The organism is Streptomyces boninensis, assembly GCF_048572725.1.
Lineage (GTDB): Bacteria > Actinomycetota > Actinomycetes > Streptomycetales > Streptomycetaceae > Streptomyces > Streptomyces boninensis.
On sequence record NZ_CP183837.1, the window covers coordinates 2,103,105 to 2,117,207 of the forward strand.

Sequence of the window (14,103 nt, forward strand, 5' to 3'; positions counted from 1 at the left end):
GTGCCTCGCTCGCTGCGCGCTCGGTTGCTGCTGGCGCTGCTCGCGCTCGTCGCGGTGGTGCTGCTGGCGCTGGATGCGGTGGTGTACGGGGCGCTGCGCGGCTATTTGCTGGACCGCACCGATACGTCGCTGCGCGGGGTGCAGAGCCGGGTCGTGAAGCAGGTGCGGCAGGGGCTGCCGCCCGCGCAGGGGCTGGCGGCGGACGCGAAGATGCTCGGCACGTCGGAGTACTTCATCGAGATCCGGCGGCCGAATGGGACGGTGACGCCGCTGGTGAAGGGCTTGCGCAATCCGGAGGACGCACCACCGAGCCTGCCGGCGGAGCTGAGGACCGGGGAACCGAAGGCCGGGGAACCGAAGCTCGGGGAACCGGTCACGGTAGGCGCCGTCGACGCCGGCGGACCCGACTACCGGCTCCTGACCCGCCCCCTCCCCGACCACCGCGGCACGCTGGTGACGGCCGTCCCGCTGACCTCGGTGGACGGCACCTTGCGCCGCCTGCTGCTGATCGAGGGCGTGGCGACGGCAGCCGCGCTGGCGCTGCTCACGGCGGCCGGGCTGTGGATCGTACGGCGCGGCCTGCGGCCGCTGGAGTCCATGGCAGGCGACGCCGACGCAATCGCCGCGGGGCGCGGCGGACACCGAGTCGCACCGGCGGACTCCGGCAGCGAGGTGGGCCGGCTCGGCCTGGCCCTGAACACGATGCTGGACGGCCAGGAGGCCACACAGGAGCGGCTGCGCCAGTTCATCGCGGACGCCTCGCATGAGCTGCGCACGCCGGTGACGGCAATCCTCGGCTACGCGGACCTGCACGCCCAGGGCGCCCTGACCGCGCCGGAGCAGGTCGGCAAGGCGATGGACGGCATCGCGGGCGAAGCACTACGGATGCGCCGCCTGGTCGACGACCTGCTGCTGCTCGCCCGCTTGGACACGGTGCGAGCGCCGGAACGCGCTCCTGTGGACCTGGGCGAGGTGGCGGCTGCGGCGGTGGCCGCGGCCCGGGCGGCGGCTCCTGACCGGCGGGTCGAGCTGGAGGCGGCGCCGGGGGTGGTCGTGTACGGGGATGAGGAGCAGCTGCGCCGGGTCGTGGACAACTTGCTGGCCAACGTACGCACTCACACCCCTGGCGGGGTGGCGGCGCGGGTGTCCGTACGGACGGTGGCGGGGGGCCGGGATGGGGACGGGGGCGTGGCGGAGCTGGTGGTCGCGGACGACGGCCCAGGCATCCCGGAGGAGTCCCTGCCGAAGATCTTCGACCGCTTCTATCGGGCGGATCCATCACGCAGCGGGGCGGGCAGCGGCCTGGGCCTGGCGATCGTGGCTTCGGTGGCCCAGGCGCATGGGGGACGGGTGGAGGTCACCGGCGGAGTGGAGGGGCGAGGCATGGTGGTGAGCATGCGGCTGCCGGGGCTGAGGGCGTAGGCAGGAAGGCGCGGGCCACCCGTTAGACGAAGCTCAGGGTTCGGTCATGGCCATCAAGGACCTTCCCCGGCTCCGTGCCCAGCACCCTTTCCAGCAGCGTCGCGTAGACATCCCTGAAGTCCGTCGTCATCTGCAGGTCGTCGTCCTTGAGCCTGGTCAGCGAGGGCTGGTCGCCGTAGAAGCCGCCCTTCACCGGCTCGCCCAGGATGAAGACCGGACCCGATGTCCCATGATCTGTCCCCTGGTTGGCGTTGGCCTTCACCCGCCTCCCGAACTCCGAGTACACCGCGACCACGACCCTCTTGCCGCGTACCTGTTCCAGGAAGGCGGTCAGTGCCTTGTCCATCTCGCCCAGCAGGCGCGATTGCGTGTTCTTCTCGTTGGCATGCGTGTCGAAGCCGCCCAGGCTCACGCTGAAGGCGCGGGTGGGGACGCCTGCCTTGATCGCCTTTGCGACCACTGCCAGCTGTGCGCCCAGCTGGCCCTGGCCGCCTGCTGAGGCGCCGTCGTCGGCGCCGGCCTCGGCGTCGTCTCGTGGTTCGCCCGGGTCCACCAGGGAGGGGCTTGGCTCCGGCTTCTCCTTCGCTCCGAACTCGCCTACCACCTTGGTGAGATCACCCAGCGATGCCGCCGCCCGTGCCTGCAGCGGATGTACACCGTCCTGTGCCTGCGCCAGCTCCTTGCAGACCTGCTGCCAGGGCTTGGCCAGGCGTAGGCCGCCGAGTTGCACCGCCGCGCCCGCCGTCTTCTCTCCCGCGAGCAGCGGTGGCAGCGTCGCCCCTATCGACACGGCCCGCAGTGGGTCGGCATCCCCGCTCACGTCCAGCCAGCGGCCGAGCCAGCCCGTCGGCAGCGGGTGGGCCGGCGAGCCGGTCTGCCAGATCGACATCGATCTGAAGTGGCTGTGGTCCGGCCGCGGATACGAGACGCCTCGCACTATTGCCAGTTGCTTGCTGTCCCAGAGCTTTTTAAAACCCTTACAGGAAGGGTTGAGACCCAGCCCCTCCCCCAGCGGCAGCACCTCGTCCTCGCCGTACGCCAGATCCGGACGGGCATCCCGATACGCCGCATTCCCGGCCGGCACGACCGTCCCCAGACCGTCATTGCCGCCGTACAGCGTCACCAGCACCAGCGTCCGCGCCTCGCTCGCCCGGCTCTCCTCCGTACTCGAACCGAGCAGCTCACCAACACTGCAAGCCGTCGCCCCGCCCGCGAGCGCCGCACCGGCCGTAACGCCGCTCGCGGTCAGAAACTTGCGTCGGGTCCAGGTGTCCACCGGTCAACTCCTCCTCAGGCCTAGGGCAGTACGAGATGCTCAGGCGCCACCAGCGCGATCGCCGTCACCCGCCGCGGCTCCCTCGCCGCGTCCGCCAGCACCCGCGCCGTCGCCTCACTCCACCGCGGCACCCCGAGCAGCTGCGCCAGCGCCTCCGGCCGCTCCCCGCGCGCCGTCCGCTCGATCGGCCCCAGATCGGCCTGCCGTACGAGCTGCTGGGCGAAGCCGATCCGCACTTTTGCCGCCGCCGTGGTCAGCCAGGCGGCGCCGTGCGGCCAGCCGCCGACGTTCGGTGGTGCGAAAGGGACCTGGCCGAGGCCGTTCAGGGTCCGCATCAGCTGGCGGCGCTGCTTCTTCTCCAGCTGCGACGGGCGTACGCCCAACGCCCGCAGCGAGCCGACCACGTACTCGACCGGCTGCTTCACCAGCACGCTCCCCGAGTCCGAGAAGGCGGGCTCCATGAGGATCGCCCGGACCATCCTGGTCAGGTCGCGGCTCGCCGCGATGCGTTCCAGCGCCTCCTCGGACGGCTTGTCCTCGGACGATACGAGCCGTGCCCACAGCCGCGACGCCACGTGCTTCGGGCAGGCGGGCTGCTCGACCAGGTGGTCGACGAGGGCGGGTGCCGTGAAGTCGGTCTTCGTGCCGAGCACCGTCTGCGCGCCCCGCGCATGCTGCCGCGGCCGGAAACGCGCCCGCCACTCCTCGCCGCCCTTGCGGTCCACGGACCACCCCGTGAGGGCCGCGGCGGCCTGTCGTACGTCGGTCTCTTCGTAGTGCCCGACCCCGAGCACGAACAGCTCCATCAGCTCGCGCGCCAGGTTCTCGTTCGGCGCCTCCGCCGTGTTCCCGGCCGCGTCCAGCCACAGCATCAGCGCGGGGTCCTGGACCATCGCGCGGGCCATCGCCCGGAAGTCGCCGCCGCCGAGCCGGCGCAGCGTCTCGTTCTGCGCCAGCATCGCCTGGCCGGACTTGACCTTCTGGATGGACGTCGCCCAGTGGTCGTGCCAGAGCAGCGTCCGCTTCTCCAGCCAGGGGCGGCGGGTGGCGGTCATCCGGTCCAGCCACCAGAAGGTCAGCGCCTCGCGCTGCTCCCGGGCGGCCTGGCGATAGGCCTTCTTCGCAGCCTCGTCCGGATCATCCGGTTTACCCGCCTTGTTACCCTTCTTGCCCTTGCCGCGCATCGGGAGCGGCCCGAGGTCAGGCGGCTTCGGCGCGTCCGCGTCGTCCCCCGGCGCCAGGATCCGGTCGACGGTGTCGCCGAACCCCCCGCCCACGTCGCCGCGGCCGCCGAACCCGGTTCGCTGCAGCAACCGGGCGACCCGCGCCCGTTCGTCCAGAACTGCCATGGACAGCAGGCTGACGGCACCCCGTCGCGGCAGCGTGTGCCCAGGGTGGGAATTCCGTGGGAACTACCCGCCCCTACCTCGGCGAGTCATCCTCCCCAATGTGATGCACCCGCACCAGATTCGTGGACCCCGGCACCCCAGGCGGCGACCCCGCCGTAATCACCACGACATCGCCCTTCCGGCACCGGCCGATCTTCAGCAGCTGCTCATCCACCTGCGCGACCATCTCATCCGTGGTCTCCACCATCGGCCCGAGGAAGCTCTCCACGCCCCACGTCAGATTCAGCTGACTGCGGGTCGACTCCACCGGCGTGAACGCCAGCGCCGGAATCGGCGACCGGTACCGGGTCAGCCGCCGCACCGTGTCCCCGGACTGGGTAAAGGCGACCAGGTACTTCGCCCCGAGAAAGTCCCCGATCTCCGCCGCGGCCCGCGCCACCGCGCCGCCTTGCGTGCGCGGCTTGCTGGATTCCGTCAGCGGCGGGAGGCCCTTGGCGAGCATCTCCTCCTCGGCGGCCTCGACGATCCGGCTCATCGTCTTCACCGTCTGTACGGGGTACTTGCCGACGCTGGTCTCGCCGGACAGCATCACCGCGTCCGTGCCGTCCATCACCGCATTGGCGACATCCGACGCCTCGGCGCGCGTCGGGCGCGACGCGTCGATCATCGAGTCCAGCATCTGCGTGGCCACGATGACGGGCTTCGCATTCCGCTTCGCCAGCTTGATCGCGCGCTTCTGCACGATCGGCACCTGCTCCAGCGGCATCTCCACGCCAAGATCACCGCGCGCCACCATCAAACCGTCGAAGGCATCGACGATGCCCTCCAGGTTCTGCACCGCCTGCGGCTTCTCGATCTTCGCGATGACGGGGAGCCGGCGTCCCTCCTCGTCCATGATCCGGTGCACATCACGCACGTCATGGGCATTACGGACAAAGGACAGCGCGATCACGTCGGCGCCGGTACGCAGCGCCCACCGCAGGTCCTCGGTGTCCTTGTCGGACATCGCGGGCACCGACACCGCCACGCCGGGCAGGTTGAGCCCCTTGTGGTCGGAGACCATGCCGCCCTCGATGACCATCGTGCGCACCCGCGGCCCGTCCACGCCGGTGACCTCAAGGGTCACCCGCCCGTCGTCGACGAGGATGCGCTCGCCGCGCGAGGCATCCGCGGCCAGCCCGGCATAGGTGGTCCCGCACAGCTGCCGGTCGCCCTCGACGCTGTCGACCGTAATCGTGAACTCATCGCCGCGTTCGAGAAGTACAGGCCCCTCACGGAAGGTGCCCAGCCGGATCTTCGGCCCTTGAAGGTCTGCGAGGATGCCGACGCTGCGCCCCGTCTCGTCGGCGGCCTTGCGCACCCGTGCGTAACGCTCCTCGTGCTCCGCGTAGCTGCCGTGGCTGAGATTGAATCTCGCCACGTCCATTCCGGCCTCGACCAGTGCCTTGATCTGGTCGTACGAATCGGTCGCGGGTCCCAGGGTGCAGACAATCTTGGCTCGGCGCATGTTTCGACTCTATGACTTACCCACGAGTAGAGAACTGTGGACCGCCTACTACCCAACGACAATTGCGTGAAAGGGTATTGACAACTTGTAAAACGTGCGGGCGTCCGCTCGAATGAGCAATTCGCGGCTACAACACAGGCCGCGTCATCGTGAAACGCGCATTCACACGGGCCCGCACAAGCTGCCGCTGCGGCTCGAGATCGAGGGCGGGCGCGTAGTCGTCGGCCATGGCCGCCTCCGGCATCGCCCGCGACGACGCGAAGCTGGCCTTGTCCATCATCCGCTCCCTCTCCGCCCCTTCATCGGCCAGCTCCACGACCGCGTCCAGCTCCGCGCCCAGCGCCTGCGCATACTCCCGCGCCCGCGTCACCGCCTCCTTCACCGCCTGCTGCCGCGCCTGCCGGTACACCGGCGAGTCCGGCCGCAGCTGCCACGACGGCCCGTCGACCCGGGTCAGGTCCAGCTCCGCGACCCGCGTGACCAGCTCGCCCAGCGCCGTGAAGTCGTTCAGGGTGGCGGTCAGTTGCACCCGCCCGTTATACGTGCGCACCCGCTCACCGCGGCCGCGCTTGCCCAGCTCGGGAGTGACCGTGAGCGCGCCGGTCTCCAGCTTCTCGACCGCCTCGCCGTATGTCTTCACCAGCTCCCGCGCCGCGTCATTGCGCCGCGTCAGGTCCTCCAGCGCGCCCCGCCGGTCGGTGCCGCGCGCGGAGACGAGGATGCCGATCTGCGCGATCTCGGGGTCAACTTCGAGCCGGGCCTCGCCGCGGACGGCGACGCGCGGGATGTCGGGGGTGCCGTACGGAACGGGAGCATTCGTCATGGCCCACACTCTGGCACCCCGCCCCGGCTCACCGCAGCGCGTGCGACGCCGCCTTTCGGGTACGGTCCGCGGCCGACGCGTCGAGGCCGAAGGTGGTGAAGGCGGTCCGGTCCGGCACCGGGTACGGCTCCTTGCCGGTGAGGTCGTTGAGGATGACGGCGCTGCGGTGCGCGGCCAGGCCCAGGTCGGGCGCGCCGACGCCGTGTGTGTGCCGCTCGGCGTTCTGCACGTAGATCTTGCAGCCGGCGTCCACCACCGACCGGTCCAACACCAGCCGGTAGTCGACGTCGATCCGCGGCCGCTCGGCCCCGTCCTTGCGTACGTACGGGGCGAGCGGCGCCAGCATCGATTCGAGCGGCCGCTCCCGATAGCCGGTGGCCAGCACCACCGCGTCGGTGTGCAGTCGCTCGCGGCCCTTCTGCTCGGCGTGCTCCAGGTGCAGCTCGATCCGGCCCGCGCCGATCCGCCCGGCCGTACGGACGGCGACGCCCGGGGTCATCACGACCTCCGGCCACCCGCCGTGCAGGGTGCGGTGGTAGAGCTCGTCGTGGATGGCGGCGAGGGTGTCGTGGTCGACGCCCTTGTGCAGCTGCCACTGCCGCGGCACCAGCTCGTCCCGTACGGGCTCGGGCAGGCCGTGGAAGTAACGGGTGTAGTCGGGCGTGAAGTGCTCAAGGCCCAGCTTGCTGTACTCCATGGGCGCGAAAGCGCCGGTGCGCCCCAGCCAGTGCAGCCGCTCGGCGCCCGCGGGCCGGGCCCGCAGCAGGTCGAGGAAGACTTCGGCGCCCGACTGTCCCGAGCCGATGACCGTGATGTGCCGCAGGTCCAGGAAGCGCTCGCGGTGGGCGAGGTAGTCGGCGGCGTGGATGACCGGGACGGTCGGGGTGTCGGCGAGCGGGCGCAGCGGGTCCGGGACATACGGCTCGGTGCCTACTCCCAGCACCAGGTTTTTCGCCTGGACGCGGCCGAGCGCCTCGGCCTCGCCCATCTCGTCGATCTGGGTGAAGTCGACCTCGAAGCAGCGGCGTTCCGGGTTGAAGCGGATGGCGTCGGCCTGGTGGCCGAAGTGCAGGCTCGGCAGGGATTCGCTGACCCAGCGGCAGTACGCGTCGTATTCGGCGCGGAAGGGGTGCAGCCGCTCGGCGAAGTAGAACGGGAACAGGCGGTCGCGGGTGCGCAGGTAGTTGAGGTAGCTGAAGCGGCTGGTCGGGTCGGCGAGGGTGACCAGGTCGGCGAGGAAGGGGACCTGGAGGGTGGTGCCGTCGATGAGCAGCCCGGGGTGCCAGGAGAAGCCGGGGCGCTGGTCGTAGAACCGGGTGGTCAGGCCGTCGATGCCCTGGGCGAGGGCGGCGAGGGAGAGGTTGAAGGGGCCGATGCCGACGCCGACGAGGTCGAGGGGCTGCTGGTCGGGGGGCGGCGCGTCGTTGCTCATCGGGGGGTGGTGCCTTCCTGGTGGGCCTCGGCGGTGAGCTTGAGGAGCGCGGCGAGGTCGCTGGGCTGTGCGTGCGGGTTCAGCAGCGTGGCCTTGAGCCACAGCCGCGCGCCGGTGTGGGGGCGGGCGCGGCCGAGCACGGCGTGCCCGTCGGCGAGGAGCCGGCGGCGGACGGCGGCCACGGCGGCGTCGTCGGCGTCCGCGGGGCGGAACAGGACGGTGGTGAGGGCCGGTTGGTCGTACAGCTCGAAGTCGGGGTGGGCGTCGACCAGCGCGGCGAGGTGGTGGGCGTTGGCAACGGTCCGCTCGATGAGGTCGGCAAAGCCGTCCCTGCCGAGGGCCTTCAGGGTGGCCGCGATCTTCAGGATGTCGGGCCTGCGGGTGGTGCGCAGCGAGCGGCCGAGGAGGTCGGGGAGGCCGGCTTCGGTGTCGTCGTCGGCGTTGAGGTAGTCGGCGCGGTGGTCGAGGGCCTTGAGGTCGGCCCCGTCCCGTACGGCGAAGAGGCCGGCGGCGACGGGCTGCCAGCCGAGCTTGTGGAAGTCGAGGGTGACGGAGTCGGCTTCGGCGAGGCCGGTCAGCAGATGCGCCAGCCGCGGGGCGAGGAGGAGCAGCCCGGCGTAGGCGGCGTCGACGTGGAGGCGGGCGCCGCGGATGCGGGCGGCGGCGGCGAGTTCCGGGAGCGGGTCGAGGGCGCCGGTGTCGGTGGTGCCGGCGGTGGCGATGACCAGGGCGGGATTGCGGGTGTTGCGCAGGGCATCGCGTACGGACAGGGGGTCCAGGATGCCGGTCGGGGTGGGGATGGTGTGCGGGCGGCGCAGGCCGAGGAGCCAGGCGGCGCGGTGCACGGAGTGGTGGGCGTTGGCGCCGCAGATGATCTGGACGCCGGGGCCGAGGTGTTCGCGGGCGAGGAGCAGCGCGAGCTGGTTGGCCTCGGTGCCGCCGGTGGTGACGAGGGCGTCGGGCCTGGGCGAGTCGGGGTAGACCTCGTCGGCGAGCGCGGCGGTGGTCTCGGCCTCCAGGGCGGAGGCGGCGGGGGCCTGGTCCCAGGAGTCCATCGACGGGTTGAGGGCGGCGGCGGCCAGGTCCGCGGCGGCGGCGAGGGCGAGCGGCGGGGTGTGCAGGTGGGCGGCGCACTGCGGGTCGGCCGGGTCGGCGGCGCCCGCGGCCAGCGCGTGGACGAGGCCGCGCAGGCCCGCGCTCCCCTCCCCCGAGGCGGGGAGAACGGGCCGCGCGGCCGCCCGTACCAGCGCGGCGACGGCCTCGGGACCGCCGGCGGGCAGCGGGCCCTGGCGGGCGGCGGCGCCCTCGGCGAGGGCGTCGAGGACGGTGTCCAGGTGCGGCCTGAGCGCCCGTGGTCCTGCGGTGCCACCGGCGAGGGCGGTGGGGTCGGCGGTGTCCGACACAGCCCCGTGCATGGTCGTGCTCCCTTGCGCGGAAATTCCGGAGTGGGGTGGTTAGGCAGGCCTAACCTACGGCCGGAATCTCACGATCATGCTTATGTGCAGGGGAGTTCGCCCGTACGAAGGACGGGCATGCGGGGTTGACGCATCAGGTCTGATAATGAGCTTCGCGGGCGGCCTGCCGCACCCGCAGCGCCCGGCGCAGGTCGTCCTCCTGGTCGACCAGCTTGCGGCGCAGGGCCGGGGTCAGGTCAGTGCGCTCCAGCGCGGCGGTGCTGTGGCGGAGGGTGTCGTCCTCCACGAGCGCGGAGGGGAAGCCGTGGGTGCCCGCCTGCGCGGCGATGGCCGGGCCGCGGCGGGCGGCGAGCGGGACGACGTCGTCGAAGTACCGCGGTACGTAGGCACGGACGAGGTCGCGCTGCTCCGGCCGCCAGAAGCCCTGGGCGGTGGCGGTGAAGAGGTAGTTGGAGAGCTTGTCATTGCCGTAGAGCTGCTCCCAGGCGGCCTCCTTGGCCGCCGGGTCGGGGAGCGCGGCGCGGCAGCGGGCCGCGCCTTCCTCGCCGGTGGCGCTCGGGTCGCGGTCGAGCTCGGCGTCGATCTTCGCGGGGGTGGCGGCGCCGAGGACGCTGAGCCGCAGCAGCGCCCGCCAGCGCAGCTCGGGGTCGAGGACGGGGCCGCCGGGGACGGTGCCGGCGGCGAGCCAGTCGCGCAGTTCGTCGGGGGTGGTGGCGGAGTCGGTGAGGGTGCGTACGGCGGTGAGGCGGAGGCCGGGGTCTTCGGCGTCGGCCAGGAGCTCGCGGGCCAGGCCGGTCAGCGTCTCCAGGGCGGCGGCCCGCTCCCCCGGCGGCAGGTAGCGGTCGGCGACCTGGCTGCGGGCGAAGGTGAGGACGCCCTGGATGACCGCCAGGTCGCTTTCGTACGGGAGGTGGCGGGCGGCGATCTCCAGGAAGTCGGCCGGCGGGAGTTCGGCGTCGCGGACCAGGTCGCGGGCGGCGTTCCAGGCGACGGCGCGGGCGAGGGGGTCGGGGATGGCGGAGAGGGAGCCGGCGAGGGTGTCCCAGGACTCCTGGTCGAAGCGGATCTTGGCGTAGGTGAGGTCCGTGTCGTTGAGGAGGTAGAGCGCGGAGCGCTCCCCCTGCTCCGTCCACAGCTCGGGCCCGTCGTCGCCGACGCGCGCCCGCATCGATCCGGTGCGCCGCAACTCCCCCGGCGCGTCCCGGACATGGTCGTAGCAGCCGATGGTGAAGGTGTGCGGCCGGCTGCCGTCGCGCACCGCCCGGAGCCGCCAACTGCCGTCGTCGAGGACGCGGATGTCCGGGGCGAGCGTGTCCACCCCGGTCGTACGCAGCCAGGCATCCGCCCACCCCGGCACATCCCGCCCGGACGCGCCCGCGAGCGAGTCGATGAAGTCGGCGAGGGTGGCGTTGCCGAACTTGTGCTTGGCGAAGTGGTCGTTGATCCCGGCCAGGAAGTCCTCCTCGCCCAGCCAGGCGACGAGCTGGCGGAGCGCCGAGGCGCCCTTCGCGTACGAGATGCCGTCGAAGTTCAGCAGCGCGGAGGCGGTGTCGGGGACGGCGCCGGGCTCCGGGGCGACCGGGTGGGTGGAGGGCCGCTGGTCGGCGTCGTAACCCCAGCCTTTGCGGGCGATGGCGAAGTCGGTCCACACGCCCTCGAAGCGGGTGGCCTCGGAGACGATCTGGCAGCCGAGGTATTCGGCGAAGGACTCGTTCAGCCAGATGTCGTCCCACCACTGGAGGGTGACGAGGTCACCGAACCACATGTGGGCCATCTCGTGCGCGATGGTGACCGCCCGGGTCTGCCGCTCGGTGTCGGTGACGGCGGAGCGGAAGATGTATTCGTCGCGGAAGGTGACGAGACCCGGGTTCTCCATCGCGCCCGCGTTGAACTCGGGGACGAAGGCCTGGTCGTAGGAGTCGAAGGGATACGGCTCCGTGAACTTCTCGTGGAAGCGGTCGAAGCAGCGCTTCGTGATGTCGAAGAGCTCGTCGGCGTCGGCGTCGAGGTGCTGGGCGAGCGAGCGGCGGCAGTGCAGGCCGAGGGGGAGCCCGGCGTGCTCGTCGGTGACCGAGTGCCAGGGGCCGGCGGCGACGGCGACGAAGTAGGTGGCGAGGGGCGGGCTGGTGGCGATGGACCAGCGGCCGTCGCCGTGGTCGGTGGCGATGCCATTGCCGAGCACGGTCCACCCCGCGGGGGCGGTGACGGTGACCGCGAACTCGGCCTTCAGGTCCGGCTGGTCGAAGGCGGCGAAGACGCGCTGCACGTCGTCGAGGAAGAGCTGGGTGTACGTGTAGGTCTCGCCGTCCGCCGGGTCGGTGAACCGGTGCATGCCCTCGCCGGTCCTCGAGTACGCCATGTCGGCCTCGACCCGCAGCTCGTGCGCGCCCGCGGTGAGGGTGAGCGGCAGCCGGTTGTCGTCGAGCGCGCCCGGCTCCAGGTCCGTACCGTCGAGGACGACCCGGTGCAGCGCGGCGGGCTTCAGCTCCAGGAAGGTCCCGGCGGCCTCGCGGGCGGTGAAGCGGATGACGACGGTGGACCCGAAGACCTCCTCGCCGCGGGTGAGGTCGAGGCCGACGTCGTACCGCTCGACATCGAGAATCCGGGCTCTGAGCTGCGCCTCTGCGCGGGTGAGTGCGGGCATGGGGGCCATGGTGCCTCATGGCCGGAGTGCGCGCAGGAGATCGTCCGGCGGGCGGCTACCGGGCGGCTTCGCCGTTCCCCGGGTCCGTCCCGTCGGCGATCTGCTCATGATGGCGGATCACCTCGGCGATAATAAAATTGAGCAGTTTCTCCGCGAATGCCGGATCCAGCTTCGCGCTCGCGGCCAGCTCGCGGAGGCGGGCGATCTGGCGGGACTCGCGGGCCGGGTCGGCGGGCGGCAGCTGGTGCTCGGCCTTGAGGCGGCCGACCTGCTGGGTGCACTTGAAGCGCTCGGCCAGCATGTGGACGACGGCGGCGTCGATGTTGTCGATGCTCTCGCGGAGCCGGCCGAGCTCGGCGCTGACGGCGTCCTGCGACTTGCCGGACGAGGCGTCGTCGCGGGTGGCGGCGGGTTCGGTCATGCCGGTCACCGTAACAAAGCGGTGGGGAGTGTCAGTGGGGTCGGCTAGCGTGCGGGGCATGATCGGAAGTGGGGAGGGCACGGACCGGCGGGCGCTCGTCGCCGCCGGGATCACCGTCGTGCTCTGGGCGTCGGCATTCGTCTCGATCCGGGATGCCGCGGAGCATTACGGGCCCGGGGCGCTGGCGCTCGGCCGGCTGGCCGCCGGCGCGGTGGCGCTGGCGCTGATCCTGGTGCTGCGGCGCGAGGGCCTGCCGCCGCGCGCGGCGTGGCCCGGGATCGCGGCGTCCGGCGTGCTGTGGTTCGGGGTCTACATGGTCGCGCTGAACTGGGGCGAGCAGAAGGTCGACGCCGGCACGGCGGCGCTGGTGGTCAATGTCGGCCCGATCCTCATCGCGCTGCTGAGCGGCTGGGTCCTGAAGGAGGGCTTCCCACCGGGCCTGATGGCCGGGATGGCGGTGTCCTTCGCGGGGGCGATCGTCGTGGGCATCTCGATGTCGGACGGCGGGTCGTCATCCCTGCTGGGGGTGCTGCTGTGCCTGGTAGCGGCGGCCACGTACGCGGGCGGGGTGGTCAGCCAGAAACCAGCCTTGCGACACGCCTCCCCCCTCCAGGCAACGGCCTTCGGCTGCATAACGGGCGCGGTCCTCTGCCTCCCCTTCACGGGCCAGCTGATCCACGACGCGGCATCCGCCCCCTGGTCCGCCACGGCCAACATGATCTACCTGGGCATCTTCCCCACGGCCCTGGCCTTCACCACCTGGGCCTACGCCCTGGCCCGCACGACGGCCGGCCGCATGGGCGCGACGACGTATGCCGTCCCGGCCTTGGTAGTCCTGATGTCCTGGCTGGCCCTCGGCGAGGTCCCTGGCCTGCTCACCCTGCTCGGCGGCGCCCTGTGCCTGGCGGGGGTGGCGGTGTCGCGGCGACGAGGCGGAGCCGGCCGGCGCGGCGCACCGCCCTCGGCGGTGGCGGCGCAGGACGGCGTCGAGCCCCAGAAACCGGAACCGAAAGGCACACCCGGCTCACGCTGAGCCCGTCCTCCCGCCCCACGCAGCTCACGCCCCCGGTACCTCCACCGGCAGCCCGCGCGCATCGGCGGCCGCGGCCAGCCGCTTGTCGTAGGTGACGAAGGCGGTCAGCGCCTGCTCCAGATGCTCCGCGCTGGCCAGATGAATCGCATCGAGCGTCCGCAAATGCCGTACGGGGAACATGGCGGCGGCTCGCAGGATCGGATCGGTGATCCGGATCCGCAGCACACGATCCAGCAAGTCCTCTGCCGCGTCCGCCACTTCTGGGTCCGCATCGATCCGGATCAGCGTCCGGGCGACCTCGGTCTGCGCCAGGGCCGACGTGGCGTGGCCCTCCGCAGCACGTGCGGAGAGGAAAGTCCGAAGCGCCGCCGTCTCCGCTTCCGGCAGCAGGAGCTTCACCAGGGCGCACGTGTCGAGGTAGATCAACGGTTCTCTTCCTCGCGCAGCTCAAGCAGCACGTCCGACAGCCGCCGATGGCTCCCCGCGGCGCGGGGCGGCAGTGGCTCCCAATCGGCGAGCCTGCGGGAATCCTTGACGTTCTCCGGGTCGACGGTTCCCGTTCGTACGAGGTCCTCCATGACTCGCTGCTCCGGGTCCGGTGGCGCCAGCACGGCAATGAGCCGGCCGTTGCGCGTGATCTCCACCCGTTCTCCGGCGGCTACCCGGTCCACGAGTTCACTCGCGTGCTGTTGCAGCTGGCGAATAGGGACTCTCTTGGTCATATTGCCAGGCTACGTCGGACCGTGCGGCGCTTCCACAATCGTGCGGCGCTATCCCCTGA

Annotated in this window: 12 protein-coding genes; 2 read left to right on the top strand and 10 right to left on the bottom strand. The window is 71.7% G+C overall.

Annotation, left to right across the window (positions count from 1 at the left end):
* Entirely contained in the window at nt 1-1,422 is a 1,422-nt protein-coding gene (locus tag ACNNMR_RS09405) for a sensor histidine kinase (protein ID WP_419994078.1), read from the top strand.
* Between the two features lie 22 nt (nt 1,423-1,444).
* Here ACNNMR_RS09405 and ACNNMR_RS09410 read toward each other — a convergent pair whose 3' ends face one another.
* From ACNNMR_RS09410 to ACNNMR_RS09445, 8 genes are all read right to left on the bottom strand, one after another.
* A complete protein-coding gene (locus ACNNMR_RS09410) occupies nt 1,445-2,698 on the bottom strand; it encodes a DUF1501 domain-containing protein (protein WP_419994079.1) in 1,254 nt (417 codons plus the stop codon).
* A 20-nt stretch (nt 2,699-2,718) separates the two neighbouring features.
* The gene (locus tag ACNNMR_RS09415) at nt 2,719-4,047 is read right to left on the bottom strand and encodes a DUF1800 domain-containing protein (RefSeq protein ID WP_419994080.1); all 1,329 of its coding nucleotides are present in this window, start codon (nt 4,045-4,047) and stop codon (nt 2,719-2,721) included.
* A gap of 73 nt (nt 4,048-4,120) precedes the next feature.
* Nucleotides 4,121-5,554, bottom strand: a complete 1,434-nt coding sequence (gene pyk / locus ACNNMR_RS09420; protein WP_419994081.1) for a pyruvate kinase — start codon at nt 5,552-5,554, stop codon at nt 4,121-4,123.
* Nucleotides 5,555-5,681: 127 nt separating this feature from the next.
* A complete protein-coding gene (locus ACNNMR_RS09425) occupies nt 5,682-6,377 on the bottom strand; it encodes an SIMPL domain-containing protein (RefSeq protein ID WP_419994082.1) in 696 nt (231 codons plus the stop codon).
* 28 nt (nt 6,378-6,405) lie between these two features.
* Nucleotides 6,406-7,809, bottom strand: coding sequence for a lysine N(6)-hydroxylase/L-ornithine N(5)-oxygenase family protein (locus ACNNMR_RS09430; protein ID WP_419994083.1), 1,404 nt, complete (start codon nt 7,807-7,809; stop codon nt 6,406-6,408).
* Complete coding sequence (locus tag ACNNMR_RS09435; RefSeq protein WP_419994084.1) at nt 7,806-9,224, bottom strand: pyridoxal phosphate-dependent decarboxylase family protein; 1,419 nt, start codon at nt 9,222-9,224, stop codon at nt 7,806-7,808. Before ACNNMR_RS09435 ends, ACNNMR_RS09430 begins: the two co-directional genes overlap by 4 nt.
* 133 nt (nt 9,225-9,357) lie before the next feature.
* The gene (gene pepN / locus ACNNMR_RS09440; RefSeq protein ID WP_419994085.1) at nt 9,358-11,868 is read right to left on the bottom strand and encodes an aminopeptidase N; all 2,511 of its coding nucleotides are present in this window, start codon (nt 11,866-11,868) and stop codon (nt 9,358-9,360) included.
* A 55-nt stretch (nt 11,869-11,923) separates the two neighbouring features.
* Nucleotides 11,924-12,289, bottom strand: coding sequence for a chorismate mutase (locus tag ACNNMR_RS09445; protein ID WP_419994086.1), 366 nt, complete (start codon nt 12,287-12,289; stop codon nt 11,924-11,926).
* A gap of 58 nt (nt 12,290-12,347) precedes the next feature.
* On the opposite strand from ACNNMR_RS09445, the gene ACNNMR_RS09450 reads away from it, so the two are divergent.
* Entirely contained in the window at nt 12,348-13,322 is a 975-nt protein-coding gene (locus tag ACNNMR_RS09450; RefSeq protein ID WP_419994087.1) for a DMT family transporter, read from the top strand.
* Between the two features lie 24 nt (nt 13,323-13,346).
* Here ACNNMR_RS09450 and ACNNMR_RS09455 read toward each other — a convergent pair whose 3' ends face one another.
* On the bottom strand, nt 13,347-13,748 hold the full coding sequence (locus ACNNMR_RS09455; RefSeq protein ID WP_419994088.1) for a type II toxin-antitoxin system VapC family toxin: 402 nt from the start codon (nt 13,746-13,748) through the stop codon (nt 13,347-13,349).
* A complete protein-coding gene (locus ACNNMR_RS09460) occupies nt 13,745-14,044 on the bottom strand; it encodes a type II toxin-antitoxin system Phd/YefM family antitoxin (RefSeq protein WP_419994089.1) in 300 nt (99 codons plus the stop codon). Before ACNNMR_RS09460 ends, ACNNMR_RS09455 begins: the two co-directional genes overlap by 4 nt.
* Nucleotides 14,045-14,103 lie beyond the last annotated feature (59 nt).